We start from the raw sequence: 26,921 nt of genomic DNA, 5'->3' as shown, positions 1-26,921 counted from the left end.
TTCCGGCCAAGAAGGGGATACATATGGCATCCATCTGCAGTGTCTTGCCAGCTTTGCTCTGCAAGTTCCCTGCCATTGACGAAGGCACGATCCGGCTCGCTCGCAAGACCGTCGATGACGGCTTCAAGGGATTCGTGCGGTCCTATGGCGACATCATCGACAGGATGGTCCAGCCGCTTCAATGGTTCCTGAACTACCTCGAAAGCCTGTTCGTCGGCTCGCCCTGGATCCTGGTCCTGGTGCTCATGGTGGCGGTCGTCTATTTCGGCAGCCGCAACATCAACGTCACCATCGGGACGGCGCTGTCGATGATCGCCATCGGCCTTGTCGGGCTTTGGAACGACACGATGGTCACGCTTGCGATGGTCACAGTCTGCACGCTCATCTCGATCGTCATCGGCATTCCGATCGGCATTCTGATGGCGCGCTCGGACCGGGTGCAGGCCTTTATCAACCCGATCCTCGACGTCATGCAGACGATGCCGAGTTTCGTCTACCTGATCCCTGTCGTCATGGTCTTCGGCCTCGGCAAGGTGCCGGGCCTCATCGCGGTCGTCATCTACGCCGTGCCGCCGATGATCCGGCTGACCAATCTCGGCATTCGTCTCGTCGACAAGGAAGTGATGGAAGCGGCCGACGCCTTCGGCTCGTCGTCCTGGCAGAAACTGAAGAATGTGCAGATGCCGCTCGCCTTGCCGACCATCATGGCCGGCATCAACCAGACGATCATGATGTCGCTGGCGATGGTTGTCGTCGCTTCGATGATCGGCGTCGGCGGCCTCGGCAAGAACGTGCTGCAGGCGATCGCCAACCAGTTCTTCACCGTCGGCTTCCTCAACGGCTTTGCCCTTGTCGGCATAGCCATCATTTTCGACCGTACCAGCCAGGCCTTCGGCAAGCGGCTGCAAAAGCACTCGGAGGTTATCCATGGCTAGTCACGCGATCGAGGTGAAGAACCTCTACAAGATCTTCGGACCCCGCGGCGGCGACTTTGTCGACGCCGTCAAGAAAGGCTTGGGCAAGGCCGAGCTCAACGAGAAGCACGGCCACGTGCTCGGCCTGCAGGACATCAACATCTCCATGCCCGCCGGCGGCGTCATGGTGGTCATGGGTCTCTCCGGCTCCGGCAAGTCGACGCTGATCCGCCACATCAACCGGCTGATCGACCCGACCTCGGGCGAAGTGCTTTATGACGGTGTCGATGTCTGCAAGATGAACGACGACGCTCTCCGGGAATTCCGCCGCCACAAGACGGCGATGGTGTTCCAGAAATTCGCGTTGCTGCCACACCGTACCGTGCTCGACAACACCGTCTACGGCCTCGAAATCCAGGGCATCGAGCGCAAGGAGAGCGAGAAGCGTGCGCGCGGCTGGATCGAGCGCGTCGGCCTCAAGGGCTTCGAGAACCACTATCCGAACCAGCTTTCGGGCGGCATGCAGCAGCGCGTCGGCCTTGCCCGCGCGCTCACCAACGATGCCGATATCCTCTTGATGGACGAAGCCTATTCGGCGCTCGATCCGCTGATCCGCGTCGACATGCAGACCGTGCTTCTCGACCTGCAGAAGGAACTGAAGAAGACCGTCGTCTTCATCACCCACGACCTCGACGAGGCGCTGCGCCTCGGCGACAAGATCGCCATCCTGCGCGACGGACGCGTGGTGCAGCAGGGCACCGGCCAGGAGATCGTGCTTTCGCCGGCCGACGACTACATCACCGCTTTCGTCAAGGAAGTGAACCGTGGGCGGGTGATCAATGTCGAAACGATCATGCGCCCGCTCTCGGGCAATGCCGAAGGCGTACCGCTCGTGACCGGCACCGTGCTGGAATCGGCCGCCCGCATGATGACCGCTGCCCGAGTCACAAGCGCCCATGTGGTCGACGTCAACGGCCGCCCGATCGGTGCACTCGACCTTTCCACCGTCATCTCCGCCATGGTCACGCCAACGAGCCACGAGGATCGCGCGGCGGCTTGAAACGGGATGATCGGGGTCAGCCGCGCCAGCTGACGAGGCGCCCCTCATCCGCCTGCCGGCACCTTCTCCCCGTTCTGACGGGGAGAAGGGACTCGCGGCAAGGCCGAATTCCCTAACCTGACAAGATCATCCAGCTCCCCAGCCAATGGCTGGCGGTTGGCGGCCGGGCACGTCCCCTCGCTCCGCCTGCGGGGAGAGGGTTAGGGTGAGGGGCAGACTTTCTCGCCGATGATCAATCACAAGAACCGAAGATTCGGCTTAGAGGCGGATTGAACCTGTATCGGAAGGCGAGTCTGCCCCCCGGCAATCGAAATCGAAACGCGTGTTAGTTCGTCGTGTTCGCTGCCGTTGCCGCTGCAACCGGCTCGGCGACGCTTGCAGCACTCGCGTCTTCCTTCGGCGGCAGGAACTTGTCGAGCAGAGCGATCATGTCGTCGTCGCGCGCCTGTGCAGTCTTGCCGCCCATGACGACGGCGACGAGGCGGGTGCCGCCGCGCTTGGCAGACGTCACCAGGTTGTAGCCGGAGGCGTCCGTATAACCGGTCTTGATGCCGTCGACGCCTTCGTAGCGCTTCATCACGCCGTTATGGCCGCGCAGCTTCATGCCGCGAAACTCGATCGTCTTGTTGGCGAAAAGCTGGAACTCCTGAGGAAAGTCGCGCATCAGCGCGAGACCAAGCGTCGCCATGTCGCGCGCCGTCGTCACCTGGGCCGGGTCCGGCAGGCCGTTGGCGTTCTTGAATACCGTGCGGCTCATGCCGAGTGCCTTGGCCTTCCGGGTCATCATCTCGCCGAAGGCCGGCTCGTTGCCGGCAAGCGTCTCGCCGATCACGACGGCTGCGTCGTTGGCCGAAAGCACGACCATGCCCATGACCGCTTCGCGCACGGTGATCTGGCGGCCAGCGCCGACGGCAAGCTTGAACGGCTCGAGGCCGTTGGCATGTTCGGAAACCGTCAGCTTCTGGTCCCATTGCAGGGTGCCGTTCTTCAGCGCTTCGAAGGCGAGATAGATCGTCATCATCTTCGTCAGCGAGGCCGGAAAGTTCAGCTCGTCCGCATTGTCGGCTTCGAGAATCGAGCCGGTCTCGGCGTTGACGACAAAATGCGCCTGCCCGGCAGCGGCAAAGGAGGCGCTGCCAATGAGCAGGCTCACGGAGACCGCGGCGGACGCGACCATACGGATAAGGGACTGCATATCGTGTTTTCTCGTTTCGACGCTATCGAACGACCTCGGGACGAAAATCGTGATCGAATTATGGAAGACATGCCGCTCAATACGGCAGCGGCCGCGTTTTCCACGGCCGAGACATCCCCGCCTTTTTATGGGTAGGAGGCCCGCGCGGCAAGCACCTGCGGCAATCCGTCTGCAAATATCACAGTCCCGGCGACCGAGGCACCAAACCGTCACCGCGGGCAGGACCATCTCGCGCTTCACCGAGGTTTAACCTGATTGCGCCAAGGTGACCGTCTCCCCTGCCCGGCCAGCCTCAACGGCGACACCGGCGTGGGTTCACAAACGAAGGCGTCGCCCGCGGCGCGGCAAACTTCCACCCGTTTCGGCAGGCCATGCACCCGAACTCAGCCACGGCAAACCTATCCACCGAGCGTCAGCGGGTGCCGGCTGCCTTCGATGCCGGCCTGGCGGAGCTCGTCCACGGTCTTGCCGCGCTGCTCTCGGGCCTTGGCCTGTTCCTCATCGTCTTCACGCTGATCCCGTTTGAGGGTGCGGTAACCACGGACCCCAACGCCGCCAACGAAGGCAATATCATCAACCAGGTCGGCTACCTGGTGCTCGGCGCGGTCTATTTGTTCGCCATGCTGCTTACGGTCGACAGGCGGATATTGGCCCGCCTGGTCTCGCCGAGCTGGATCGCGATCTTCGCGATCGCCTATCTCTCCTGCCTGCAGTCCTATGACCCTGCGGCTTCCGCCCGCGGCCTGACGCTGAGCCTCATTGCGATGATCATGGTGGCGGGCGTGCTGGTGCTGCCGAGGAGCGAGCGAGATTTCGTCAATGCCGGCGCCAACGCCATCCTGCTTCTGATCCTGATCGACTATGCCGCGCTCTTCGTGGCGCCCGACCGCGCCATCCATTCGGCCTTCGGCGACGAACCTTGGCACGCCGGCTTCTGGCGCGGCCACCTGCTGCACAAGAACGTCTCGGCGCCGGTCTTTTCCATCCTCTGCATGTTCGGCATCTATTGCCTGCGTGCCGGTGCGCCGCTGCGCGGCTGGGCAATCACGCTTCTTGCGGCCAATTTCGTGCTTCATACCGGGTCGAAGACGACGATCGGCTTCCTGCCGATCGCGATCGGCCTCGTCTTTGCCGGGCGCGCCGTGCGCAGCCCCAGCCTGATGATCCTCGCCCACCTCGCCATGTCGGCTCTGATCTTCGGCCTGACGCTTGGCAGCATCTATTCCGACACGCTGCTTTCGATCACCAAGGCCCTGATCGACGATCCGACATTTACCGGCCGCGACGACATCTGGAAATTCGCCAGTGCCAGCATCGCCGAGCGCCCGTGGCTCGGCCAGGGCTATGCGAGTTTCTGGCTATCGCCCGTGATCATGGGAATGGAAGCGAATTTCGAGGCGAGCTGGGACGTGCGCGGCATCGTTACCGGTCACAACAGCTATCTCGACGCGGTGCTGATGTTCGGCGTGCCGGGCGGCATCCTCATGACGGCCCTCCTCTTCGTCAAACCGCTCTTCGATTACATCCGCGCCTATCGTCGCCCGCAGGCGCGGATCCTTGCCGACTTCTGCGTGATGGTGGTCATCTTCATGACCTATAATGCCATGCTCGAAAGCTTCTTCCTCAATCGTGCCGACCCGATGTGGCTGCTGACCGCGCTTGCCGTCTTCGGGCTCGGGCTTGCCGGCCGCATGAGCATGCGCGCGGAAGCGCCAGCCTCCCGACGCTGAACGCTTGCCAAGACATAAAGATATCTTTATATCTTAGTGTAATCTCTTCTAGCCGGGAAAAACCGATGACCGCAGCATCCAATGTCCTCTCCTCTCTCCTCGCCGAAAAAGGCATTCTTCTCGCCGACGGCGCCACCGGCACGTCGCTCTTCGCCATGGGCCTGGAGGCCGGCGAAGCGCCGGAACTCTGGAACGAGAGCAAGCCGGAGAACATCACCAAGCTGCACCAGGATTTCGTCGACGCCGGCGCCGACATCATCCTCACCAACACCTTCGGCGGCAACCGCCATCGCCTGAAACTGCACCAGGCGGACGACCGCGTGCATGCGCTGAACAAGCGCGCCGCCGAGATCGCCCGCGCCGTTGCCGACAAGGCACCGCGCAAGGTCATCACGGCCGGCTCCGTCGGCCCGACCGGCGAACTGCTGATTCCGCTCGGCGCGCTTTCCTATGAGGACGCGGTTGTCGCCTTCATCGAGCAGATCGAAGGCCTGAAGGCCGGAGGCGCCGAAGTCGCCTGGATCGAAACCATGTCCTCGCCGGACGAAATCCGCGCCGCCGCCGAAGCCGCTGCCAAGGTGGGCCTGCCCTACGTCTATACCGGCTCCTTCGACACCGCCGGCAAGACGATGATGGGCCTGCATCCGAAGGATATCCACGGTGTCGTCAGCGATCTCGGCAACGGGCCCGTGGCCGTTGGCGCCAATTGCGGCGTCGGCGCTTCGGACATCCTTTCCTCGCTGCTCGACATGACCGAAGCCGCCCCTGAGGCGACCGTGATCGTCAAGGGCAATTGCGGCATTCCGGAATTCCGCGGCTCCGAGATCCACTATTCCGGCACGCCGCCGCTGATGGCCGAATATGTACGGCTTGCGGCCGATGCCGGCGCCAAGATCATCGGCGGCTGCTGCGGCACCACCTGCGACCACCTCGCCGCCATGCGCGTGGCGCTGGACGAGCATGTGCGCCGCGAGCGCCCGACGCTGGAGCTGATCATCGAAAAGATCGGCCCCATGCGCAACAAGACCGCCAACGAAACGGCAGCCGCGCCGGCCCGCGAGCGTCGCAGCCGCCGCGCCTGATCTGAGCGACAAGCCAAATCAAAAGCAAACGCCCCGGCATCGCATGATCCGGGGCGTTTGTTTTTGGAGATTGATGGACAGCGCCCGGTAGTGGCACACGCCGTTAAAGATCGGCGCTCCCGAAGAGCGGCAGAGTGCCCGGCTCACGCCAGGAAAGAGCATCGCGCTCCGCCGCCTGGATGAAGGAGCGGTAGAAGTCGAAGGCTCGGCCCATCTGGCGAGATCCTTGCTCGGAGAAATGCCCGAAGTCCTCGAAGAGCGAGACACCCTTGTCCTCGACCTTGCAGCTATCCGCATCGCAGAGATAGTTCATGAAGCTGACGACCGGATATTCGTCGGCGATATCGGCGACCACCTTGAGCACGTCCTGATCATATTTGCGCACGTCCTTCAGCGCCGGCTCGCAGCGCTGATCCGGTTCGCCGAGCAACCGTGCCCTGGCCACGCAGAGCCCCGTGTCGCGGCCGTCATGCGGCGTCGGCGCCACGAAGACGGCTTCGAAGCCGTTGGCCTTCAGCCAGGCGAGCGTCGTGCGCAGGCCGTCGCTGAGAAGGCTGACTTCCGACGGCATTTCCTTGCGGCCGTCGACGAGCACCGTCTCCTGCTGCAGATACTGGCTGAGCTGCGAGGACAGAACGACGTAGCGGATCGACCGGTTGGCAAGCAGAAAGCGGCGGACGTCGTCGTTGTAGCGCGCGCAGTCCTGCGGCCAGTTGCGACCGAGCCGGGAAACGACGGGCGCCAGGTTCAGGAACGGACCGCAATTGTTCTTGGCAAGCTGCACCAGCCGCACATCCGGCTTCGAGGCGATGACGCCATCGACGAGATGGCGGGCAAAGGAATCGCCCCAGACCGCGACTTCCGGCTTCGGGCTGGTGGCGCATGCGAGATCGGCGACGGCATCGCATTTCTTGCCGAGACCGACGCTCGGCTGTGTCAACCGCGCGAGCTCGCGGTTCCGGGCAACCAGTCCGTCCGAACCATCGAAGCCGAAGCCGAGTGCGATCGCCGCCGATCCGGCGGCAAGCGTTGCGCCGAAGACCGCGCCGCGCCCGAAGCGCTTGGGATTGCGGAAGGGCTGCTCGACAAAACGCCAGCTGAGATAGGCGAGCGCGAAACACAGCACGATCAAGAGCGCATAGCCCTCGGCCGGGATGCCGTCGATCGCCCTCAGCCGCGCGAAGGCGAAGACCGGCTGGTGCCAGAGGTAAAGGCTGTAGCTGATGAGGCCGATCGCGACCAGCGGCTTCAGCGACAGCAGCCGTCCGACGGCAGTGTCGCCGTGTGCAAAGGCAAGAACCAGCGCCGTTCCGAGCACCACGGGCACCGTCGTAAAGCCGGGATAGAAGGCCGATTCCGGCACGAAGAGGTAGCTCGCGATGATCGCTGCCAGGCCCAGGCCTGAGAGCAGTTCGCGGCGGCCTTTTGCCAGATCGAGCCTCTCGGCGCCCACAAGCGCCAGAGCCGCACCGATGCCAAGCTCCCAGAAGCGGCTGGGCAGAAGGTAGAAATTCGCGGCCGGATCGACCCGCGCCAGCAGCTGCGTCATCGCAAAACTCAAGCCGACGAGCGCCAGCACGACCTTCAGCGCCGTTGCCGCAGACACGCGGCGCAGCACAAGCAGGAGCAGCGGAAAGACGAGATAGAACTGCTCCTCGACCGCCAGCGACCAGGTGTGCAGCAGCGGCATCAGCTCGGTGCTCGGCTCGAAATATCCCGTCTGATCCCAGAACAGGAAATTCGAGGCGAAGAAATTCACGGCATAGAGGCTCTTGCCAAAAGTGTTGAGCTCCTGCGGCAACATCCACAGAAGCGCGAAAGGGATCGAAACGGCACAAACCAGCAGGAGCGCAGGTGCAATTCGGCGGGCCCGCCGCTCGTAAAAGCGGACGATGCTGAAGCTTCCGTCGCGGATTTCGCGATGAATGATCGAGGTGATCAGAAAGCCGCTAATGACGAAGAAGACGTCGACGCCGGCAAAACCGCCGGCAACAAGGCCGAAACCGGCATGGAACAGGAGGACTGGCACCACGGCAAGCGCGCGCAGTCCATCGATTTCGGGTCTGTAATGCATCAGCAGGGGGAACACTCGGTGGCAGGGGCCGCTGGTTAACACGGCCCTAACGACAGGACCATTGCTGCCCGGTCTATATCCACATTCGCGCGATTTCTGGGCACAGGCCGCCAACCGGCGCCGCGGCGACCGAAGGCCGCCGCGGGAGCACACGAGATATCCTTCGGCTCGCGGGTGTCAGACCGATGCACGAAGCCCTGTGAGATGCCGGCGCCAGGCATCGAGCCCGGTCTCGATATCCTTGCGGCCGAAACCGACACGGAAGCGATCGGTTGCGACCGGAAGAAGATCCGAAACGAAGAGGCTCGAAGGAAGGAGCAAGACGCCCGACTCCTCCACGAGACGCCGGCAATGGGTCTCGACACCGTCGGCGCCGAGATAGCGGGCAAATCCGACGCAGCCTCCGTCAGGTGCCCGCCATTCGTAGAGATCGGGAAACTCGGCGAAGAAGGTACCGAGCTTTTCGAGATTGGCAGCGACCAGCGCCCGGTTGCGATCGAGGATAACAGCGCGGGCCTTGAGCGCGATCGTCGCCAGCACTTCCGACGGTCGCGAATTGCAGATCGACAGGTAGTGCTTCATCTTCTCCATGCGCTCGAGCAGCGCGTGGTCGCGACAGGCGATCCAGCCGATCCTGAGGCCCGGAAGCCCGTATGCCTTGGACATGACGTTCAGCGAGATGCCGCGCTCGAAGCACTCGGCCGCCTGCGGCAGCCGAAGCGAGGGATCGCGTTCCAGGCCGCGATAGACCTCGTCGCTGAAGAGATGGATGCCGCGCTCGGCGCAGAGCGCCACCAGAGCCCGGAACGTTGCCTGGTCGGCGATGGCACCGGTCGGGTTGTTGGGGAAGTTGATGCAGATCAGCCGGGTGTTCGGGCGCAACGCCGCCCTGACATCGGCGATATCGAGCCGCCAGTTGTTTTCCGGCCGGAGCGGCACGCCGGTGACGGCACCGGCGATCGTTACCGGCAAAGTTTCCATCGACTGGTAGTTCGGCACTGTCACGATAGCGTGGTCACCCGGCCCGAGCAGCGCCAGCATGGCGCAATAGAGCCCCTCCTCCGCGCCGGCGAAGCAGAGGATGTCTGCGGCCGAAAGCCCTTCATAGGTGGCAGCGATCGCCGCTCTCAACGCCGGCGCGCCATAGGTCTCGGTGTAGCCGAGCGTCACGCTGTCCCAGGCGGCGCGGTCCCCGTCGTCGGCAAGTGCGAGCAGATCGCTCATGCTTATCGTCTGGCTGTCGCTCGCCGTCATATGGTGGCGGGCATTGAACTCCCAGCGAGAGAAATGGGTTTCAAGCCGGAAATCGGGCAAGGTCGTCATGGAAGTCTCCTCCTCTCGGCGCCTGGTGGCGCGCGAAACGGTTGCAGATCAGGCAACTGCCGAGAGACGCGAAGCGGTCTCCGTCCGGAATTGCGCGTGTTTCAAATCAGGGTGCCTCGCCGCGTGCCGCAGCAAGATAATTGTAGATCGAGGCACGCGAGGCGCCGATGAGGCTTGCCAGGTGATCGACGGCATTGCGCGTCTGGAACAGCCCGCGCGCGTCGAGCGCGGCGACCAGCGCCACGCGATCGCTCCGCTTCAACGCCGAAAGTGCCAGCCCCCGCTCTTTCAGCCAGCCATGCAGCGTCGCATTGATCTCCTCGCGCCAATCGCGCGCAAAGAGCGCCTGTGGCCTCGGCTGCTCGGCGCCGGCGAAAGCCGAAAGCAGCTTCACCGCCGTATCGATCATCGACATGTCGAGATTGATGCAAAGCAGGCCGACCGCTTCGCCCGCCCCGTCACGCAGCACGGCGGAGATCGACTTGAAGCGGCGGCCATCCGTGCCGGTTTTTTCATAAGGACCGAGCACGGCGTCGGCGCTGCCGACCGCGGCGAATTCGTCTTCAATCAGCGAATCTTCGCCGACTGCGCGACCGGAGAAACAGTTCCAGATCCCCGCGATCGTACCCGTCCTGAGGTCATGCAGCACGACCTCTCCATGCGGATAGAGGAAGGCGCTGATCGCAGCGGCCGTCGGCGCATGCGTGGCGAGGATGGAGGCGAAGGCGGGTGCAATGGTCATGCCCGCTTATTTCTGAATTTGGATTTATTGTCAATATTGGACGATTTGCTCAGGAATGACATATGCGCTGCAGCTTGCGTACCGATAGCCGCTGGCCTATCCCCGATGACAGGAAGATTCGCTGCTCGCCTGTTCGTACCGGAAACGGACGAAAACATGCAGCAATTCAACGTGCTACAGCGACCCCATGCGCGCCTCACAAGACGCGCCGCGCGGTCGGAAACGCAGACGGGAGACTTACATGAACGCCGGCCCAGCCTCCTTTCCCGACCGGGATACGGTCGCCGAGAAGCTTGGGGCTTTCGCCGAAGCCGACCAGTCCTTCCTGCGCCTGCTGATGGAAAACCCCGAGCAGGACGAGCGTCTGATGGACGGCCTCTATCGCCACCTCGACCTCGCCTCGGAGGCCAAGTTCCTGAACTCGCTGAAACTGGAAAAGCTCGGCGAGTGGCTGGGCAACACCGCACCCGCCCGCCTGCAGATGCGCCTGATGGAAGCCGGCCGCTCCAGCCAGCACGCCGCCTACCAGGCGTTCAAGGCCGGGCTTTCGAAGGCCGGCGGCCTGGACCGCGCTTTTCCGAAGGCGTGAGCACGCGGCGCTGCCTCTCACCCCGCAAGCAGGGAGAGATATCGAGCGCGGCAGGCAATTGGTGCAGCGCGGCGCCTGCCTCTAATGATTGCCCCTCACTATCCTGACGGACATCTCTCCCCGCAGGCGGGGAGAGAACAGCTAGGCGCCCGCTCCAGTGCCAGACCTCAAACGTTTCGTCGTTCAATCTCCGCCTCGCGATGGGCAAAACCGTCACCGCTCGTCCCTTCTCCCCGTAATGACGGGGAGAAGTGCCGGCAGGCGGATGAGGGGCTTCCCTGAGCGCGGAGATAAGCGGACTGCCACTCAGTTGCGGGAACCGCCGAGCCCCTTCGCCAACCTCACCAGATTGACGAACTCGGCGCGGTAGCCGAACGGATCGGCGCCCTTGGCAGCCGATGCGAGGTCGATGACGGCGTCATAGGCATAGTCGTTGAGGGCCGTTACGCCCGAGAGCTTCTGCCCGAAGGCCGCAACCGCGACGGAGAAGCGGACATCGTTGGGCGCCTCAGCGAGCGCCGGCACTGCATTGGCCTCGGTCACCGGCGTGGTGATCAGCTCGCTCCTGTCGCCGTCAGGCTTCTTGTAGCGGATCTTCAGGAAGGCGAGCTCGCCGCCATGCGGGCTTGCCTCTGCCGCCGGCTTCTGTGCCTCCGCATAGCGCAGGTCGTCGTTCAGCACCGCGGGGCTGCCCGTCGGCGTCACCTCGTAGATCGCCGTGACGCTATGGCCGGAGCCGATATCGCCGGCGTCCACCTTGTCGTTGTTGAAGTCTTCACGCTTCAAGGCGCGCGTCTCGTAGCCGATCAGCCGGTATTCGGCGATCGCCGCCGGGTTGAACTCCACCTGCAGCTTGACGTCCTTGGCGATCGGGAAGAGCGACGAGCCCGCCTCCTCCACCAGCGTCTTCTGTGCCTCGGCGAGCGTGTCGATATAGGCCGCCGTGCCGTTGCCGTTCTGGGCGATCGTCTGCATCAGCGCGTCGTTGTAGTTGCCGCGGCCGAAGCCGAGCACCGACAGGAAGATGCCGCTCTGGCGCTTGTCTTCGATCAGCCGCTTCAGGTCGTCGTCGCTCGACGGACCGACATTGAAGTCGCCATCCGTCGCCAGCATGACGCGGTTGACCCCGCCCTTGACGAAGGCTTTCTCGGCGAGCGCATAGGCCGCATCGATACCTTCGGCGCCGGCGGTCGAACCGCCCGGCTGCAAGGTATCGATCGCCGAAAGGATCTTCGCCTTGTCCTTCACCGCTGTCGGCTCCAGCACCGTTCCGGCATTGCCGGCATAGGTGACGATCGAAACCGTATCTTCAGGCTTCAATCTCTCGACGAGCAGCCGGAAGGCGCTCTTCAACAATGGCAGCTTGTCCGGCTCGTCCATGGAGCCGGAGACGTCGATCAGGAAAACGAGGTTTGCCTTCGGCGCTTGCGCTGGCACGACGTCGTAGCCCTTGATCGCCACATGCATCAGCCGCGTGCCGCCGTTCCAAGGCGTCGGCGTCACCGTCACCGTCGCCTTGAACGGCTCGGCGGCGGTTTCCGGGCGCGGCCAATCATAGGGGAAGTAATTGAGCATCTCCTCGACGCGCACGGCGTCACGCTCCGGCATCTGCCCTTCCATCAGCGAGCGGCGCACGAAGGCGTAGGCTGCCGTGTCGACATCGACCGAGAAGGTCGAGACCGGGTCAGTCACAACACTTTTCACCGGATTGCTGTCGGCCTTGCCGAAGCGCTCGCGGTTTTCCGGCGGTGCGATCAGGCTCTTCTCCTGGGCGATCGGCGCAGGCTGATAAGTCATCTGCGGCTGCATGCCACCGACGGCCGACAGCGGGGCGGCGCTGTCGCGCGCAACGCCGTTGGCCATTGCATCCGCAGCGGGCGCTGCGGCCTCGCTCTCCACCGCTGCGCTGGCGGGCGCCTCCAGGGTTTTTGCCTCCCGCTGGCGCGCGAGTTCATCTGTGGCCGCCTTTTTGGCCGCCATCTGCGGCTCGGGCCTTTGCCTTTGCACTTCCTTCTTCGCCTCGTCCTTCAGCGCGATCTCCTGCGCGCTCTCGCCGAAGGGCGCACCGTTGCGCGTCAGTTCGAGCGTCAGAAAGGCTGCGGCGGGCACGACGAGCAGGGTGGCGAGTGCCGATCCGGCAAGCAGTTTCCGGTTCATGATAGGGCTCCATATCCGGTTGAAGATGGAGCTTTGACGAACCGGCTGGACCGATCCTTGGGTGGCAGTCGAATTTTCTTGCCGCTCGTCGAAGGCCTGCATGGCGGCAGTGAGCGCGCGGGCGCGCGCTTCCGCGGAAGCCTTCGGCGGGGTGAGCCCGGAGAGCTTTTCGAAATCGTCGCTCATCGTCACACGGCCTCCTTGCCGAGCAATGTCTTCAGTCGCTTGCGCGCCTCGTGCACATGCCAGGATATGGTTGCTTCCGAGCATCCGAGCACGTCGGCGGCAGCCGCATGGCTCAGCCCCTCGGCGTAAACGAGCAGCACCGCATCGCACTGCTTTTCCGGCAGGTCCCGCACCGCCGCCCACAGCGCCTCGCGCTGCTCCTCATCGGGATCCTCGGGCGGAGCGATCGTCGCCTGTTCGCTGGCATAGGCCTGCATGCGCCGGTCATCGCGCGCCTGCCGTCTCTTGTGATCGCGGGCGGCATTCAAAGTCAGCGTATAGAGCCAGGTGCGAAACCGGCTGGTGCCGCGAAAACCACGGATCGCGCCCCCTAAGCGCAGGCAGACATCCTGGGCGATATCCTCGGCATCCGACACATTGCCGGACCAGCGCCAGGCGACCGCATGGACAAAATCGTAGTGTCGCTCGACCAGCTGGCCAAAAGCCTGCCGGTCTCCACTTACCGCCTTTTCGACGAGTTCAGCGTCCAAATCCGTGCCCGCCCTCACCTCATTTGAACCTTAGACGTTGCAGGCTGCCCGATCCTTGGGTGGAAGACATATTTTTTTCGAGCGGGATGAGGAAAAGTGCGTGCGGTTTTCCGCCCGCATCCCGCGTCCAGAGAAAATCAGCGGGGAAACTTCCCGACGACGGCGATCATCGGCCCCATCGGAAACAGCCGGTCGTGACGATTGATCTCGGGCGCGTAGACGCTGGAAATCGTGCCGTCGAGGAAAAGCGCATTGGGGCAATCAAGCGTGTCACGAAAGAGCGTCGCGAAATCGTGGAAACGCACCGGGCGTTTCGAGATGACGAAGACCACCTCGCCCTTGTCCGTCACGCCGACGCCGTTGCGGGTCTTGAAACTGGTGCTATCGGGCAGCAAGCGCGGATGCAGCTTTCCGTCGATCACCAGCATCGGCCCGGATTGCGTGGCGAAGCGCGGTGTGATCCCGGCATCACGATAGGCTTCCGCCGCCATCACCCCCGCCTTGCCGTCGTCGATGTAGAACACCCCATTCGGCAGCAGATGGAAATTGCCCCAGCCGGTATTGGTGTTGAGCGGCGCCTGCTCGCGCCCCTCCTCGATGTGCAGGCCGACGGGCGACAGGTCGTCGTGATACATGCCGCCGTTCATGGCGAAGGCCATGTACTCCTCACGGTGGCGCAGTTCGAGTGACAGCGCCCGGAAGGAGCGAAAGGGCACGCCCGCCTGGTCTTTATTGTAGAGGCGAATATCGCTTGTCGCCGGATCGAAGCTGCAGGCGACATAGTCCTGCCCGAGATGGCTGACGTCACGGCAGGCGCCAGCCGCCGGACCGGCAAGACCAGCGGAAAGAACGGCACCTACGAGAAAAGGTTTTGGAAAAAGCGGCATGGCGAAAGGTCCAATCGAATCAGCCACCAAGCATGACGGAGATTGCGGCGGTTCTGGCGCGGGGTCGGAAACGATGTACGGAGGCAGCAGCTATCGCTGCCTTCAGGATAAATATTCAGAAAATGTCCACGGACAAATCAAAGTGTTTCGTCACCAACATTAATAACATTTCGGCATGAACCATAGAGAACAGTGAATTTTCTTTCGTTTAAGTTTGCAATCGCTTCATACTTGACCATGTCGTATTCAGAATCAGCCTCCAGCCTCGACTGCGGCTTCCGTACAATTACCACCCAATCCGCTCTTTCGACAAAATCTCCGACTGAATTCACTTTCGCCCGCGCAGCAAATGAGGGAAAGGAAAGCAGTTCTTCGCGTGCGCTCGAGCCAAACAAGGAAGGCTGCGAATGCGATACACACAACAACAGTAACCGCTGTCCTCCGGTTTACTCGCAAACTTCGGTCCTTTCGCTTTCCTATAGAAACTACCGTCAGCGGTCAGATCAGAACGATTGATGCGACTTGACTAAGGCAATCACCGTATGCCGTCAGCCGCTGACCAGAAAACCCATAGCAATCACAAGCCCGTAGCACCCGGCCGCGGCCGCCAGCCCGAAGATCACGCAGAGGCAGGCAAAGCCGCCGACGCCTGCGAGCAAATAGGATTTGGGATCGCGGTTCAGCACATCCTGCGACAGCGAAAGCAGCAGGCGCTTTTCCCTGAGCGTTGTTGCGAGCTTCACCGCATGGCGCTTCGCTTCCTTCTGCACCTCGCCGAAATTGTTGCCGATCGCCAGGAAGGTCAGGAACAGGCCAAGGGCGCTGACGGTCAGTGCGAATTTCCGGAGCAGGTCGATGGCATCGGGAAGGAAACCGCCCGAAAACACCGAACGGTCCACCAGCGCATCGAAGCCGGTGATGCAGGCGGCAATGACGGCGGCATGGCCGGCGCCGATCGCCAGCAGGCGCTTGAAGGCTTCATCGAGGACCTGGCTGTTTGCGGCGTGGATGCTGTTAAGGCGAGAGATCTGCGCTTCCACCTCCTCACGCGAAAGGTGCGGAGGATAGTTACTCACGGATACGACTGGGCTACCTCTCATACGATGGACTCCAACGCCACGCCGTCCAGATCGGTGTAAATTCGATAATATTATCTTTCCAAGACATCTCCAATTTTAGTCATTTTGGAGATTTGCACCATCTTTGCAGACAAGGAGGTCAGCCGGGCGGCCGAGACCACAGCGATTTTGGGGCGCCGACCCCAGTCATAAAGGTGATCGATTCTCGTAAGTTAGAGCGTGATGCAGAGGAAAACTGCGGACCCACCGGGATCAAGCTTTAGAGGCTAAGCGCTGCCATATGGAAGCGAAGCTGTTCCTGACGATAGCGATAGTCACTCCCGACAGGACAGGCATCGCGCGAAAGACAGCCTGCCGACAGGCAACCCCTGGCCGCTTCGCTGCGCAGATGCCCGCGGCAGAGGCCGACATCGAAGCGCTCTTCGACAAGCGCATTTGCTGGACAGGCTGACATGCAGGGCTTTGCGGCACAACGATCGCAAGGGTGCTGCGCCGCCCGCTCGCCGGTTTCGGGAAGCGGCCTGTCGAAAGCAAGGGCGCCACGATAACCGTGCCAGAGCCCGTAACGCGGATGGATGAGGATGCCGAGCGGCGAAGCCTTGAGGTCCTCGGCCCGCATCCCCCATTGCTGGAAAGGCTGCCAGGGCGGATCGGATGGGAAATAGGCGGTCGCCCCGCAGGCTGCGGCAACCGGCCCGATCACCACCTTCGACCAGGTGTCGAGCGGATCAGTGCCGCCACGATCCGGCAGGCCCTCCCGCCAGGCACTGAAGGCCTGCCAGAGCGAGCCGCCGATATTGCCGATCAGCAGCACGCTTGCCGCCGGTCGCCCATCGGTCAGCAGCGGTGCCGCCTCTGCGGAAGAGACGTTCACCGTTCCGCGCAAAAAAAGTCCGTGCGGCGCCAGCGCCGCACGGACCATCTCGACAATCTTGTCCGCTGTCGCGGAAGGCGCCGTCATTTCGGTTTCGGCCCCTGGTGTTCGTAATGCGGGCGCCAGACCTCCTTCTGGATCATGTCGGCCACCTGCGCCGCGCCGCCTTGCTCCCTGGCTCGCTCGGGACCCTTTCAGGTGAAAGCGTCCGGCATCGAGTCCTTGCGCTTGGCAATGTAGTCCTTGAGCGCCTCGTCGATCGCGGGATCGAGATAAGGCGCCTCGTAGTGTTCCAGCCACGTGCGGGCGAGCGCATTGGCGCGCTGCTCGATGCGCTTTTCGCCTTCCACTTCCCACTGTTCGTAGGAATTGTTGTCGGCGAGCGGCGAGCGATAGAACGCGGTCTGGAAGTTGGCCTGGGTATGGGCGCAGCCGAGATAATGGCTGCCGGGGCCTACTTCGCGGATTGCGTCGAGCGCCTGGGCTTCTTCGGAGAGATCGATGCCCTCGGCCATCTTCTGCATCATGCCGAGCTGGTCCTGGTCGATCATGAATTTCTCATAGGACGAGACGAGACCGCCTTCGAGCCAGCCGGCCGCATGCAGCACGAAGTTGGTGCCGGCAAGCAGCGTCATGTTCAGGGTGCTCGCCGATTCGTGCGCGGCCTGCGCATCCGGAACCTTGGATCCGCAGAGCGAGCCGCCGGTACGGAACGGCAGCTTCAGGCGACGCGCGAGCTGGGCCGCGCCATAGGAAACCAGCGACGGCTCCGGCGTGCCGAAGGTCGGTGCGCCCGACTGCATCGAGATCGAGGCGGCGAAGGTGCCGAACAGAACCGGCGCGCCCTTGCGGATCAGCTGGGTGAACGAGGCGCCGGCGAGAACTTCGGCAAGGATCTGCGTCAGCGTGCCGGCAACCGTCACCGGGCTCATGGCGCCCGACAGGATGAACGGCGAAAGGACGCAGGCCTGGTTGTGGCGGGCATAGACCTTCAGCGCGCCGACCATGGTCTCGTCGAAGACCATCGGCGAGTTGGCGTTGATCAGGTTCAGCGTGACGCAATTGTTTTCGACGAACTCATCGCCGAAGACGATCTTCGCCATGGCGATCGTGTCTTCCGCGCGCTCCGGCGCCGTGACCGAGCCCATGAAGGGTTTGTCGGAATATTTGATATGGCTGTAGACCATATCGAGATGGCGCTTGTTGACCGGGATATCGACCGGCTCGCAGACCGTGCCGCCCGACGAATGTATCGACGGCGCCATATAGGCGAGCTTCACGAAATTGCGGAAATCCTCGATCGTCGCATAGCGGCGGTTGCCCTCGAGATCGCGCACGAAGGGCGGGCCGTAAACCGGCGCGAAGATCGTCGCCTTGCCGCCGACCTGGGCGCTACGCTCCGGATTGCGGGCATGCCAGGTGAATTCTGAAGGCGCCGTCTTCAGGAGTTCGCGGCAGAGCCCCTTGGGAAAATGCACGCGCTGGCCGCGCACGTCGGCACCGGCCTCTTTCCAGAGTTCGAGCGCCTCGGCGTCGTCGCGGAATTCGATGCCGATTTCCTCAAGGATCGTGTCGGCATTGCGCTCGATGAGCTGCAGGCCTTCCTCGTCGAGGACCTCATATTCGCGAATCTTGCGCTGGATATAGGGCAGAGACGGTCCCGGACCGCCCCCGGTGCGCGACGCACGCCGTGCTGCCGCTCCCCGTCCCTCGCCACGCGAGCGGCGACCGCCGCCTTCACCCGCGCCCTGATCTGTCACGTCGCTCATTCGCTTTTCCTCTCCCGCGCATCACTTTTTGCGCCTTCAAGCATCAATTGGTCCTAATGCTACCAAGCATAGGGGGCCTTGCGGGTCTCAATGCGCCAAGGAGTGGCGCAACTCGAACACTACCGAGAAGCGACCACAGGACGCCAAAAACCGCGTGGCGCGAATATATTGTTTTTGTTAAGAATATGCAGGCGTCAAAAGAAGCTGCCTCCCGTCGCTTTTTGTCATATGCGACGTCGCTTTCGAAAACAGATTTTTAGAAATCGAACGCTATGGATTGATGGACGCGCCCGGAATATTTGCGCGGCCGTGCCAGGAACCGAGGAACCCCAATATGGCAGACGATGAAATCATTCTCGAGGACCTTTCCGACGAAGAACTTGTGCAGCAGATGCACGACGACCTCTATGACGGTCTGAAGGAAGAAATCGAGGACGGGACCCACATCCTGCTCAAGCGCGGCTGGACGCCCTACGATGTCCTGACCCAGGCGCTGGTCGAAGGCATGCGCATCGTCGGCATCGACTTCCGCGACGGCATCCTGTTCGTGCCGGAAGTGCTTTTGTCGGCAAACGCCATGAAGGCCGGCATGACGATCCTGCGCCCGCTTCTCGCCGAAACCGGCGCGCCGAAGCTCGGCAAGATGGTGATCGGCACCGTTAAGGGCGACATTCACGACATCGGCAAGAACCTCGTCGGCATGATGATGGAAGGTGCCGGCTTCGACGTCGTCGACCTCGGCATCAACAACCCGGTCGAGAACTACCTCGAAGCGATCGAGCGCGAGCAGCCGGACATTCTCGGCATGTCGGCGCTTTTGACCACCACCATGCCCTATATGAAGGTCGTGATCGACACGCTGAAGGAAAAGGGACTGCGCGACGACTACGTCGTTCTCGTCGGCGGTGCGCCGCTGAACGAGGAATTCGGCAAGGCCGTCGGCGCCGACGCCTATTGCCGCGACGCGGCGATCGCCGTCGAAACCGCCAAGGACTTCATGAAGCGCAAGCACAACCGGCTGGCAGCTGGCTAAGCTCCGAAGGCCATGAAATGACGAAGCCGGCCGCAGGGGTGAAATCCGCGGCGGGCTTTCTTATGTCTGGCTGGTTCGGCGTGGGTGACGGAGGCCGTGCCCAGTCGTTCGCCGTCAGGCTTAGTTGACGGAGTGTGCCACCTTCTTGCCGGCCGACTGTGTCGCGTTGACCGTGTTTGCAGTATCCTGCCCGATGCCGCGGATGGTGTTGCCGCAGGCGGTGAGCGTTGACAGGGCGACGAGAACGGCGCCGACGGTTGCAAGGGTCTTTACTGTCATGGTCAGGTTCCTTCCCGCTTATAGCCACATGGAATCAAGATGGAAAAAATATCGCCGGCAATAGAACGTGCACAACCGAAAAAAGTTCACGTGATCGGTTGTGGCGCCATCGCGCGCGAAATCCTGGCGATCTGCGAGGCAAACGGGCTCGCCCATATCGACCTCAACTGTCTGCCCGCCATCTGGCACAACACGCCTGAAAAGATCACGCCGGGCATTCGTGACGCGATCGCCAAGGCGCGCGCCGAAGGCTTCGAGCGCATTTTCGTCGCCTATGCTGATTGCGGCACCGGCGGCCATCTCGACCGGCTATGCGAGGAGGAAAAGGTCGATCGCATCCCCGGCCCGCACTGTTATTCCTTCTTTGCCGGCAACGCGGATTTCGCCCGCCGCCGGGACGACGACATCACCGCCTTTTTCCTCACCGATTTCCTCGCCCGCCAGTTCGAAGCCTTCGTCATCGAACCGCTCGGCCTGGACCGGCATCCGGAGCTGCGCGACATGTATTTCGGCCATTACCGCAAGCTGGTCTATCTCTCGCAGCAGGAGGACAAAGCCCTGCAGGAAAAAGCGAAGAAGGCAGCCGAAACGCTCGGATTGGAATACGAATATCGCTTCACCGGTTACGGCGATCTGGCGACGTCGCTGATCAGGGCGTGATGGAACGGCGGCCGAAGTGGCCGCGGCAGATCTAGCTGCGCGCGGCGATCGCGAGGCCGGTGGCAATCATGGCGCTGCCGGCCACCCGGTTCAGCGCCCGGACCGCCCGGGTGGTGCGGAACCACCGTGACGATGCCGCAGACAAGAGCGCATAGCCACCCATCGTGACAACATTGACCGCGAAAACGACGGCAAGCACCGTCCCGATCCCGAAGCGATCAAGGCTTTCGAGGTCGAGGATCAGCGGCATCAGGCTGGCATGAAAGAGGATCGCCTTCGGATTGCCGAAGCCGATGGCAGCGCCAAGCGCCAGCGAGCGCATCCATCTGCGCTCGCCCGATGCCACCTCCGCCTCAACCGTCGCAGCCGCGCGCCACATCCGATATCCGAGGAAAATCAGATAGCCGGCGCCAGCATATTTGATGGCAAGAAATCCAGCCGAACGTCTGTGCAATGACCGCCAGCAAGTGCGACGCTTACGAGCACCATATCGCTGAGCGCGATACCGAAGCCACAGGCCAGCGCCGGGCCAACACCGCGGCTGATGCTGGTGGAAATGACCGCGAACATGGCAGGCCCCGGAGTGACCGCGGCCAGGAACAGTGCCAGAGCATATGTGGAGATAACAGCAAGGGTCATGGCTAAGGCCTGGGAAAATTCCTCGATCCAAGCATATAGGCACGATCGCTCGACCTACACAAATAGACAAACACACAAAAAATTGGATCCACGCGCATATACAATGACATGCGCAAGACAAACCGAAACAATCTTCAAGAGAAGAAACACTCGAAAACATATCTCGAGAAAAACCAGGCCTCACGATCTGTAACTATTCAATTTAAATCTCGTCGACTTCAGAATTTATTTTGGAACCATGTGCGCTCCACCTCGTTTAGCTACCAGATCATATCTCCACCCCTGACGCTTCCTCTGCCGCCTGACAATTGGCCGTCTTTGCGCCAAGCACCGATCCAACACGCGGGAGCGTCTCCAGTGACCAGGCATTTCAAGTATGACAAAGAGGCCCTGCTTCGTGGCTGGGACGCAGTCTACGATCTCGAAGAGTTCATTGTGGCCTATCGCCTGCCACCGCTTGCCGCGCGCGAAATCTTCGCAAAGGCCGGCCCCCGCCGGCTCGATCTGGCAAATGCGATGGACGCACGAGACATAATGGCGCCCCGGGACCAGTCGAAACACACTCAAGGTGCTTGAGTGAAGTTCTTTGCGCTGGCGCGACAACGCGTGCAGGGTGCTCCATCGACAGCGATTGAAGCGGGCGCTGTCGCAAACAGGCCTTTCCGTGCCTGCGCCCCAACCAAAGGAGGACGTAATGTCTTCCAGCAATCCAGAACACTATCTTGATTCAGACGACCTCAGCCTGTTGGTCGAGGTGCTTACCGTTGCCGGTTTCTACGGAACGACAGCGACGGCAGATCCGGCCGGACGGCTTGCCGCGGCACGCTTCCTGATGACTGCTCTCGAAAGCGGCATCGACACCAGTGCGACGCTCGCCGCAGCACTTGTAGAGCGTGCGGATGCCTCAAACGGCGAACATCAGACGCCGGCACAGTTAAAAGCCGAGGCGATTGACCGATGGGATGACGAGGGCGGCGCCGTTTCGGATGTCGTCGCCAAGCCTGCGGCCTGACCGCCGCTTGCGGCTAACCGATTGATCGCGTGCGCTATTCCGGCGCCGGAAGGGAGAATTCGATGTACACGCTGCCCAACCTGACGGGCCATAATCTCAGCCCCCACGACATCGTGGTGGTCCGGAGGGTTTTTGAAGCGACCTACTCGAAAATATGTATTCAGCGTCCCGGCGACCATGCCGACCGCCTGGCCAGATTCATTATGGATGAGTTTCGGTTCGGCAATACCGACGAGGCTTCGCTCCTTGAATGTGCCCTATGGCATGAAACACGGGGCATCTTGCCCGAGGCGAAGCGCGACTCGATCGTTGACATGCGAACAGCATTGCCCCGAGAGAACCACGATCTCGGCTGAACACAGGCAACAGATTTGCGGTCGAGACGCTCAGTCGTCGCTCTACCCGTCGAACTGTAACCGCCGTTCCAACCGTCCGATTTCTGCTATCTGGCCGCCGCTCACGGGCAGCCAGCACGGCCAGGCGCGTCGCCTGGAACATGACAGTGAGCCCTCGAACAACAGGAGCCATCATGGCCAAGGACATCAAGACACTGGACGTGCTTTTTCACGATACGTTGAAGGACGTTTACTTCGCCGAGAACAAGATCGTCGACACACTGCCGAAGATGCGCGATGCCGCCAAGAGCAAGCCGCTCAAGGACGCGTTTATCAAGCATCTCGCAGAGACAAAGGTCCATGTCGAGCGGTTGGACGAAGTGTTCAAGATCATCGGCAAGAAGCCTGAGAAGAAGACCTGTGACGCGATCATGGGCATCACCAAGGAAGGCGCCTCGATCATGGAAGCGTATCAAGGCTCGCCCGCGCTCGACGCCGGACTGCTTGCAGCCGCACAGGCTGTCGAACACTACGAAATGTCACGCTATGGCACGCTGAGGACCTGGGCGCTGGAACTGGGCATGAAAGACGCCGCCAAGCTGCTTCAGACGACGCTCGACGAAGAGCAGGCGACGGACATTGCCCTGACCGCGATCGCCACCAAGGTCGTCAATCAGTCCGCCGAAAAAGCGGCCTGACACAAGCACCAGCCCGGCTTGATCCTTTATCGAGCCGGGCAAAGGCTGCGGTTCCGGCGGCCATCTCGACCCTCTCTGCGAATTGAAGAGGTCGAGCGCATCCCCGGCCCGCACCGTTATTCCTTCTTCGCCCGCAACAGGGATTTCGCCCGCCGCCGGGACGACGACATCACCGCCTTTTTCCTCACCGATTTCCTCGCCCGCCAGTTCGAAACCTTCGTCATCGAACCGCTCGGCCTGGACCGGCATCCGGAGCTGAGGGACATGTATTTCGGCCATTACCGCAAGCTGGTCTATCTCTCGCAGCAGGAGGATCTGGCCCTGCAGGAAAAGGCGAAGAAGGCGGCGGACTATCTCGGGCTTGAATACGAGTACCGCTTCACCGGCTATGGCGATCTCGCGACCTCGCTGATCAGGGCGTGAGTATGCGACTTGTCGCGCATGGCGCGCGGTGTCGCAGGTTGGGGCATCACACGCTGGCCCTGCTAGCGCGCATTTACTCTATCGGCTGATTGGGCGCTCCGACCGGCACACGCGCCACGATGGGCCTTCCCGCATAGGACAGAACGCTGCACAACCTGCTGGCTGCAACTCCACCGCTGACCACAGGATTGCCCGTCATGAGCGCACTGCTTTCCGCCGAACTCGCCTGGTACGCCACCGGCCGCTTCTACGAGGCGAACGACGGCACGTTGGCCGACTACGGCTATTTCCTGCACCTGCCTTTTCTTGATGCCCAGATGTTTGATGGAGAACCGGGCGAAACGACTGCCCATTTCACCTTCGCCGCCAAGCCTTTCAAGGCGCAAGCGGCAGCAAACGGTGTCCTGTCCCTCGGCCTCGACCCGGTCGGCGAATTTTCGCTTTATCTTCAGCGCAAGCCGGCTGGAACCTTCGATGACCCCACCTCCTTCGCCAAGGGAGAATGCATCGCCACGTTCCGGCGGACCAGCCTGGTGGTGGGGACGACGGTCTCCGACACCATCGCTGGGACGACGGCCGTGCTGTTCGGCACCAATGTGTTTTCGGCCCGCCTGATTGCAAGCGCACCGTTTGATTTCGGCGGTCTCCGCCATGATGTGGCACACTATCTCGGCGCGGGCATCACGCAATTCGGCACGTCCGCCGCCACGCAGATCGAGCCGACGCCGGTGGGCTACAAGCGGGTGCTGCCGTTCACGGGCTCGGCCATCGCCCTCGGTCGAGCCGGCTAGAGCCGATCACGGAGGCTGATGCCGCCAGCGCCCATTGCCGCCGGCAACGACATTGTCTGACGGCGGCGGAAGCAGGAACCGAGCACTTTACGGCGAGCTTATAGGGTACCCCCCTATATAATATTGGAGCCAGCGGCATGAGCAATCACCAACACGACCATCATCACCACCACAGTCACCACGGGCATTCGCATGGCGAAGGACGCGTGCTCGCGGCGCGCCACGATCACGTCTTCCTTGGCGGCAATCACGAGCGCAACGAGCGGCGGACCTGGATCGTCATCGCGATCACCGCAACGATGATGGTGATCGAGATCGTGGCCGGGCAGGTCTTCGGGTCGATGGCGCTCGTTGCCGATGGTTGGCACATGTCGACCCATGCGGCCGCGATGCTGATCGCCGCGCTTGCCTATCTCTATGCGCGCAAGCATTCGAACAATCGCCGTTTCACCTTCGGCACCGGAAAGCTTGGCGACCTGGCCGGTTTTTCCAGCGCCATCGTGCTGGCGCTCATCGCTCTGCTGATCGGCTGGGAAAGCCTGCGCCGCCTCAACGCTCCGGTGGCGATCGATTTTAGCGAGGCGATTCTCGTCGCCGTCGCCGGCCTCATCGTCAACCTCGTGTGCGCCTGGCTGCTGAAGGACGACCACGCCCATCACCATCATGATCACCACGGGTCGCATCATGGACACCATGGCGGGCAGGATCGAAACCTGCGCGCCGCCTATCTGCACGTCCTCGCCGATGCGCTGACCTCGGTTCTCGCAATTGTCGCGCTCGGTCTGGGCGCGATCTATGGCTGGCTGTGGCTCGATCCCGCCATGGGTATCGTCGGCGCAATCGTCATTGCGCGCTGGTCCTTCGGTCTCATCCGCGACACCGGCGCAACCTTGCTGGATTACCTTCCCGAAGGCGAAGACCTGCCCGAAGAAATCGGCGAGATCGTCGCCAAGGAAGATGCCGAGATTGTCGATCTGCACGTCTGGCAGCTCGGACCGGGTCACCACGGCGCGATCGTCTCGATTGTCGCCGACAACCCGCGGGCACCGTCCTATTATCGTGAGAAGCTTGCCGCCATTCACGATTTGTCGCATGTCACCGTGGAGGTGGAAGCACGGGCCGCATAGTGACGGCGCCCGAAACCGGAGTGACCGATGACCCATACCATCCGTGAAAAACAGAAGCTCATCAACCGGGTCCGGCGGCTCCGGGGCCAGATGGAGGCGGTCGAACGGATGCTTGAGGAGGAAAAGGGCTGCGCCGAGGTCATGCAGGTGATCGCCGGCATCCGCGGCGCGGTCAACGGCCTGATGGCGGAGGTTGTCGAGGACCACATCCACATGCATCTGGCCGCGGCCGACCTGTCGCAAAAGGATCGGGATGAAGCGGCGGCCGAACTGGTCGACGTGGTGCGCGCCTATATGAAATAGGCCGGGCGGAAAGCACACCGCCTCCGCCGCCGGAATCAGCGGCATCCCCCGCCAAGCTGCTTCAGACGCGACGCTCGACGAAGAGCAGGCGACGGACATTGCCCTGACCGCGATCGCCATCGCCACCAAGGTCGTCAATCAGACCGCAAATGCTCACCTCGCCTTTTTCGTCTGAAGAATTGGACCGATGGGGAAAATCAGGGTGGCGGCATGGCGTTTGATCGCGCCGCAACACCTGGAACGTTCCATTGATCGGAGCTCAGTTCCTTGCCGTGGTTCTCGTATCCTCGGGCACGCCGGAAGGGGACGCTGTTTGCGCCCGTTCTTCGAGCTCGGCTGCGACCCACTCGAGAAACAAGTTGTAAGCGACCGCCAACAGGGTGGGTCCGAGAAAGAGCCCGATCAGCCCAAAGGCAAGCACTCCGCCGACGAGTCCAAACAAGCCGAGCAACACCGGCAGGTTGCTGTTTTGGTTGAGCAGATACGGCCGAAGAAAGTTGTCAATGCTGCTGACGAGCAGGAGCCCCCAGACGGCGACGAAGATCGCCCAGCCCATGGAACCTTGCAACAGCAACCAAAGCGCCACCGGTACCCAGAGAAACGGCGGGCCTCCCGGCACGAATGACAGCGCAAAGGTCAGGCCGCCCAACAATATCGGTTGGGGCACACCGGCGATCCAGAAACCGGTGCCGGCCAGCAAGCCCTGTGCAAGGGCAGTTCCGATCATGCCGTAGACGACACCCTTCACGGTCATACCGATGACCATCAGCAATCTCTTGGCGCGGGGACCGGCAACGCGCTCGCTGATCTGGCGCATGAAGCCGATCATGCGGCGACCATGCAGGAACAAAAAGAAGGTGATGAAGATGCTGAGTGCGAGCTCAAGCAGGACGGCCCCGAGGGCCGCTCCGCCTGCAAGCGCCATATCGGTGACGGGTCCCGTCAGTTTCTTAAGTTCAGCTATGAACGCTGGGGCGTCATGAGCGAGGTTCTCCCAGTAGGCCGCAACGCCTTCGCCAATGATCGGCAGGCCCTTGACCCAGTTGGGCGGCACCGACGGCCCCTCTTCCAGGACGTGCGCAATCGCTTCGGCAACAGTCTTTATATCGTCCACGAGCGCGGTCACAAGGAACGCCAGGGGTGCTGCCAAGACAAAGACGACCAGCATCGTCATTATCGCCGCGGCAGCTGGGCGATATCCTCCGACGGCACGTTCGCATTGGCGGTAGAGCGGCCAGGTCGAGAAACAGATCACCGCAGCCCACAACAAAGCCGACAGGAAGGGCCAGAGGACCAGGGCGCAACCGATCACCAGCAGGGCAAGCGCGCCCGTACCGAGAACAGGCCCTATCCATCTGCGAGAATCTGACATTGCCCGATCCGCCTCCTCCAGGGGCACCTTTTCACAGACGACACACTCGCCGGATCGA

28 protein-coding genes and 1 pseudogene are annotated in these 26,921 nt (G+C 62.1%); 15 read left to right on the top strand and 14 right to left on the bottom strand.

The genetic code is table 11. From position 1 onward, the window contains the following. Nucleotides 1–23 precede the first annotated feature (23 nt). Both ASE60_RS25515 and ASE60_RS25510 read left to right on the top strand, forming a co-directional pair. Nucleotides 24–935, top strand: coding sequence for a proline/glycine betaine ABC transporter permease (locus tag ASE60_RS25515; protein WP_057254175.1), 912 nt, complete (start codon nt 24–26; stop codon nt 933–935). Then, the gene (locus ASE60_RS25510; RefSeq protein WP_057254173.1) at nt 928–1,974 is read left to right on the top strand and encodes a glycine betaine/L-proline ABC transporter ATP-binding protein; all 1,047 of its coding nucleotides are present in this window, start codon (nt 928–930) and stop codon (nt 1,972–1,974) included. Before ASE60_RS25515 ends, ASE60_RS25510 begins: the two co-directional genes overlap by 8 nt. 325 nt (nt 1,975–2,299) lie before the next feature. Here the strand turns inward: ASE60_RS25510 and ASE60_RS25505 are convergent, their stop codons facing one another. Next, a complete protein-coding gene (locus ASE60_RS25505; protein WP_057254171.1) occupies nt 2,300–3,169 on the bottom strand; it encodes a D-alanyl-D-alanine carboxypeptidase family protein in 870 nt (289 codons plus the stop codon). 371 nt (nt 3,170–3,540) lie between these two features. Between ASE60_RS25505 and ASE60_RS25500 the strand changes: the two genes are divergently transcribed. Beyond that, nucleotides 3,541–4,899: an O-antigen ligase gene (locus ASE60_RS25500; RefSeq protein ID WP_082616082.1), complete on the top strand. Its 1,359-nt coding sequence runs from the start codon at nt 3,541–3,543 to the stop codon at nt 4,897–4,899. 65 nt (nt 4,900–4,964) lie between these two features. Beyond that, the gene (gene bmt, locus ASE60_RS25495) at nt 4,965–5,981 is read left to right on the top strand and encodes a betaine--homocysteine S-methyltransferase (protein WP_057254167.1); all 1,017 of its coding nucleotides are present in this window, start codon (nt 4,965–4,967) and stop codon (nt 5,979–5,981) included. Between the two features lie 103 nt (nt 5,982–6,084). On the opposite strand, the gene ASE60_RS25490 is transcribed toward bmt, so the two are convergent. The 3 genes from ASE60_RS25490 to ASE60_RS25480 all read right to left on the bottom strand — a co-directional run bounded on the left by ASE60_RS25490 (nt 6,085) and on the right by ASE60_RS25480 (nt 10,120). Continuing rightward, a complete protein-coding gene (locus ASE60_RS25490) occupies nt 6,085–8,055 on the bottom strand; it encodes an acyltransferase family protein (protein ID WP_057254165.1) in 1,971 nt (656 codons plus the stop codon). A 177-nt stretch (nt 8,056–8,232) separates the two neighbouring features. Further along, nucleotides 8,233–9,378: a pyridoxal phosphate-dependent aminotransferase gene (locus tag ASE60_RS25485; protein WP_057254163.1), complete on the bottom strand. Its 1,146-nt coding sequence runs from the start codon at nt 9,376–9,378 to the stop codon at nt 8,233–8,235. Nucleotides 9,379–9,484: 106 nt separating this feature from the next. Beyond that, nucleotides 9,485–10,120 (bottom strand): PAS domain-containing protein, encoded by a 636-nt coding sequence (locus ASE60_RS25480; RefSeq protein ID WP_057254161.1) that lies wholly within the window; start codon nt 10,118–10,120, stop codon nt 9,485–9,487. A 241-nt stretch (nt 10,121–10,361) separates the two neighbouring features. Here ASE60_RS25480 and ASE60_RS25475 point away from each other — a divergent pair, with 241 nt between their 5' ends. Next, nucleotides 10,362–10,709, top strand: a complete 348-nt coding sequence (locus tag ASE60_RS25475) for a hypothetical protein (protein ID WP_057254159.1) — start codon at nt 10,362–10,364, stop codon at nt 10,707–10,709. A gap of 306 nt (nt 10,710–11,015) precedes the next feature. Here ASE60_RS25475 and ASE60_RS25470 read toward each other — a convergent pair whose 3' ends face one another. From ASE60_RS25470 to ASE60_RS25445, 6 genes are all read right to left on the bottom strand, one after another. Next, nucleotides 11,016–13,058, bottom strand: a complete 2,043-nt coding sequence (locus tag ASE60_RS25470; protein WP_057254157.1) for a VWA domain-containing protein — start codon at nt 13,056–13,058, stop codon at nt 11,016–11,018. Continuing rightward, nucleotides 13,055–13,582: an RNA polymerase sigma factor gene (locus ASE60_RS25465; protein ID WP_057254155.1), complete on the bottom strand. Its 528-nt coding sequence runs from the start codon at nt 13,580–13,582 to the stop codon at nt 13,055–13,057. Before ASE60_RS25465 ends, ASE60_RS25470 begins: the two co-directional genes overlap by 4 nt. Before the next feature lie 137 nt (nt 13,583–13,719). Next, a complete protein-coding gene (locus ASE60_RS25460) occupies nt 13,720–14,469 on the bottom strand; it encodes a phosphodiester glycosidase family protein (protein ID WP_057254462.1) in 750 nt (249 codons plus the stop codon). Nucleotides 14,470–15,017: 548 nt separating this feature from the next. Continuing rightward, nucleotides 15,018–15,545 carry a hypothetical protein gene (locus ASE60_RS25455; RefSeq protein WP_156414723.1) on the bottom strand — a complete coding sequence of 176 codons (528 nt, stop codon included), beginning with the start codon at nt 15,543–15,545 and terminating at the stop codon, nt 15,018–15,020. 262 nt (nt 15,546–15,807) lie between these two features. Further along, the gene (locus ASE60_RS25450) at nt 15,808–16,509 is read right to left on the bottom strand and encodes a 4Fe-4S dicluster domain-containing protein (RefSeq protein WP_057254151.1); all 702 of its coding nucleotides are present in this window, start codon (nt 16,507–16,509) and stop codon (nt 15,808–15,810) included. A gap of 107 nt (nt 16,510–16,616) precedes the next feature. Next, nucleotides 16,617–18,191 carry a trimethylamine methyltransferase family protein gene (locus ASE60_RS25445; protein ID WP_057254149.1) on the bottom strand — a complete coding sequence of 525 codons (1,575 nt, stop codon included), beginning with the start codon at nt 18,189–18,191 and terminating at the stop codon, nt 16,617–16,619. A gap of 334 nt (nt 18,192–18,525) precedes the next feature. Between ASE60_RS25445 and ASE60_RS25440 the strand changes: the two genes are divergently transcribed. After that, a complete protein-coding gene (locus ASE60_RS25440; protein ID WP_057254147.1) occupies nt 18,526–19,224 on the top strand; it encodes a B12-binding domain-containing protein in 699 nt (232 codons plus the stop codon). Between the two features lie 120 nt (nt 19,225–19,344). Here ASE60_RS25440 and ASE60_RS25435 read toward each other — a convergent pair whose 3' ends face one another. After that, the gene (locus tag ASE60_RS25435; protein ID WP_057254143.1) at nt 19,345–19,503 is read right to left on the bottom strand and encodes a hypothetical protein; all 159 of its coding nucleotides are present in this window, start codon (nt 19,501–19,503) and stop codon (nt 19,345–19,347) included. A gap of 39 nt (nt 19,504–19,542) precedes the next feature. Between ASE60_RS25435 and ASE60_RS25430 the strand changes: the two genes are divergently transcribed. After that, complete coding sequence (locus ASE60_RS25430) at nt 19,543–20,163, top strand: DUF1638 domain-containing protein (protein ID WP_057254141.1); 621 nt, start codon at nt 19,543–19,545, stop codon at nt 20,161–20,163. Between the two features lie 31 nt (nt 20,164–20,194). On the opposite strand, the gene ASE60_RS36100 is transcribed toward ASE60_RS25430, so the two are convergent. Both ASE60_RS36100 and ASE60_RS36095 read right to left on the bottom strand, forming a co-directional pair. After that, nucleotides 20,195–20,542, bottom strand: coding sequence for a LysE family transporter (locus ASE60_RS36100; RefSeq protein ID WP_280137727.1), 348 nt, complete (start codon nt 20,540–20,542; stop codon nt 20,195–20,197). Between the two features lie 17 nt (nt 20,543–20,559). Then, nucleotides 20,560–20,802: a LysE family transporter gene (locus ASE60_RS36095; protein WP_280137726.1), complete on the bottom strand. Its 243-nt coding sequence runs from the start codon at nt 20,800–20,802 to the stop codon at nt 20,560–20,562. 357 nt (nt 20,803–21,159) lie between these two features. Between ASE60_RS36095 and ASE60_RS25420 the strand changes: the two genes are divergently transcribed. From ASE60_RS25420 to ASE60_RS25385, 8 genes and pseudogenes are all read left to right on the top strand, one after another. Beyond that, nucleotides 21,160–21,378, top strand: a complete 219-nt coding sequence (locus tag ASE60_RS25420; RefSeq protein ID WP_057254139.1) for a hypothetical protein — start codon at nt 21,160–21,162, stop codon at nt 21,376–21,378. A gap of 118 nt (nt 21,379–21,496) precedes the next feature. Beyond that, the gene (locus ASE60_RS34870) at nt 21,497–21,814 is read left to right on the top strand and encodes a hypothetical protein (protein ID WP_057254138.1); all 318 of its coding nucleotides are present in this window, start codon (nt 21,497–21,499) and stop codon (nt 21,812–21,814) included. A 62-nt stretch (nt 21,815–21,876) separates the two neighbouring features. Beyond that, nucleotides 21,877–22,170, top strand: a complete 294-nt coding sequence (locus tag ASE60_RS25410; protein ID WP_057254136.1) for a hypothetical protein — start codon at nt 21,877–21,879, stop codon at nt 22,168–22,170. A 173-nt stretch (nt 22,171–22,343) separates the two neighbouring features. Then, nucleotides 22,344–22,847 (top strand): DUF892 family protein, encoded by a 504-nt coding sequence (locus tag ASE60_RS25405; protein ID WP_057254133.1) that lies wholly within the window; start codon nt 22,344–22,346, stop codon nt 22,845–22,847. A gap of 46 nt (nt 22,848–22,893) precedes the next feature. Continuing rightward, a pseudogene (locus ASE60_RS25400) lies at nt 22,894–23,270 on the top strand (DUF1638 domain-containing protein); the annotation flags it as partial. 197 nt (nt 23,271–23,467) lie between these two features. Next, the gene (locus ASE60_RS25395) at nt 23,468–24,061 is read left to right on the top strand and encodes a hypothetical protein (protein WP_057254131.1); all 594 of its coding nucleotides are present in this window, start codon (nt 23,468–23,470) and stop codon (nt 24,059–24,061) included. 137 nt (nt 24,062–24,198) lie between these two features. After that, entirely contained in the window at nt 24,199–25,188 is a 990-nt protein-coding gene (gene dmeF / locus ASE60_RS25390) for a CDF family Co(II)/Ni(II) efflux transporter DmeF (protein ID WP_082616080.1), read from the top strand. Between the two features lie 27 nt (nt 25,189–25,215). Further along, nucleotides 25,216–25,491: a metal/formaldehyde-sensitive transcriptional repressor gene (locus ASE60_RS25385; RefSeq protein WP_043619696.1), complete on the top strand. Its 276-nt coding sequence runs from the start codon at nt 25,216–25,218 to the stop codon at nt 25,489–25,491. Nucleotides 25,492–25,750: 259 nt separating this feature from the next. Here the strand turns inward: ASE60_RS25385 and ASE60_RS25380 are convergent, their stop codons facing one another. After that, nucleotides 25,751–26,863 carry an AI-2E family transporter gene (locus ASE60_RS25380; protein WP_057254127.1) on the bottom strand — a complete coding sequence of 371 codons (1,113 nt, stop codon included), beginning with the start codon at nt 26,861–26,863 and terminating at the stop codon, nt 25,751–25,753. Nucleotides 26,864–26,921: the final 58 nt, after the last annotated feature.

It is taken from the genome of Ensifer sp. Root278 (assembly GCF_001429285.1).
Taxonomy (GTDB): domain Bacteria; phylum Pseudomonadota; class Alphaproteobacteria; order Rhizobiales; family Rhizobiaceae; genus Ensifer.
This window is presented reverse-complemented; position numbering and strand designations above follow the sequence as displayed.

Coding starts and splice junctions, on each gene's coding strand:
- ASE60_RS25515 (WP_057254175.1), top strand. CDS start 24: ATGGCATCCATCTGCAGTGTCTTGCCAGCTTTGCTCTGCAAGTTCCCT.
- ASE60_RS25510 (WP_057254173.1), top strand. CDS start 928: ATGGCTAGTCACGCGATCGAGGTGAAGAACCTCTACAAGATCTTCGGA.
- ASE60_RS25505 (WP_057254171.1), bottom strand. CDS start 3,169: ATGCAGTCCCTTATCCGTATGGTCGCGTCCGCCGCGGTCTCCGTGAGC.
- ASE60_RS25500 (WP_082616082.1), top strand. CDS start 3,541: ATGCACCCGAACTCAGCCACGGCAAACCTATCCACCGAGCGTCAGCGG.
- bmt (WP_057254167.1), top strand. CDS start 4,965: ATGACCGCAGCATCCAATGTCCTCTCCTCTCTCCTCGCCGAAAAAGGC.
- ASE60_RS25490 (WP_057254165.1), bottom strand. CDS start 8,055: ATGCATTACAGACCCGAAATCGATGGACTGCGCGCGCTTGCCGTGGTG.
- ASE60_RS25485 (WP_057254163.1), bottom strand. CDS start 9,378: ATGACGACCTTGCCCGATTTCCGGCTTGAAACCCATTTCTCTCGCTGG.
- ASE60_RS25480 (WP_057254161.1), bottom strand. CDS start 10,120: ATGACCATTGCACCCGCCTTCGCCTCCATCCTCGCCACGCATGCGCCG.
- ASE60_RS25475 (WP_057254159.1), top strand. CDS start 10,362: ATGAACGCCGGCCCAGCCTCCTTTCCCGACCGGGATACGGTCGCCGAG.
- ASE60_RS25460 (WP_057254462.1), bottom strand. CDS start 14,469: ATGCCGCTTTTTCCAAAACCTTTTCTCGTAGGTGCCGTTCTTTCCGCT.
- ASE60_RS25450 (WP_057254151.1), bottom strand. CDS start 16,509: ATGACGGCGCCTTCCGCGACAGCGGACAAGATTGTCGAGATGGTCCGT.
- ASE60_RS25445 (WP_057254149.1), bottom strand. CDS start 18,191: ATGAGCGACGTGACAGATCAGGGCGCGGGTGAAGGCGGCGGTCGCCGC.
- ASE60_RS25440 (WP_057254147.1), top strand. CDS start 18,526: ATGGCAGACGATGAAATCATTCTCGAGGACCTTTCCGACGAAGAACTT.
- ASE60_RS25435 (WP_057254143.1), bottom strand. CDS start 19,503: ATGACAGTAAAGACCCTTGCAACCGTCGGCGCCGTTCTCGTCGCCCTG.
- ASE60_RS25430 (WP_057254141.1), top strand. CDS start 19,543: ATGGAAAAAATATCGCCGGCAATAGAACGTGCACAACCGAAAAAAGTT.
- ASE60_RS36100 (WP_280137727.1), bottom strand. CDS start 20,542: ATGTGGCGCGCGGCTGCGACGGTTGAGGCGGAGGTGGCATCGGGCGAG.
- ASE60_RS36095 (WP_280137726.1), bottom strand. CDS start 20,802: ATGACCCTTGCTGTTATCTCCACATATGCTCTGGCACTGTTCCTGGCC.
- ASE60_RS34870 (WP_057254138.1), top strand. CDS start 21,497: ATGTCTTCCAGCAATCCAGAACACTATCTTGATTCAGACGACCTCAGC.
- ASE60_RS25410 (WP_057254136.1), top strand. CDS start 21,877: ATGTACACGCTGCCCAACCTGACGGGCCATAATCTCAGCCCCCACGAC.
- ASE60_RS25405 (WP_057254133.1), top strand. CDS start 22,344: ATGGCCAAGGACATCAAGACACTGGACGTGCTTTTTCACGATACGTTG.
- ASE60_RS25395 (WP_057254131.1), top strand. CDS start 23,468: ATGAGCGCACTGCTTTCCGCCGAACTCGCCTGGTACGCCACCGGCCGC.
- dmeF (WP_082616080.1), top strand. CDS start 24,199: ATGAGCAATCACCAACACGACCATCATCACCACCACAGTCACCACGGG.
- ASE60_RS25385 (WP_043619696.1), top strand. CDS start 25,216: ATGACCCATACCATCCGTGAAAAACAGAAGCTCATCAACCGGGTCCGG.
- ASE60_RS25380 (WP_057254127.1), bottom strand. CDS start 26,863: ATGTCAGATTCTCGCAGATGGATAGGGCCTGTTCTCGGTACGGGCGCG.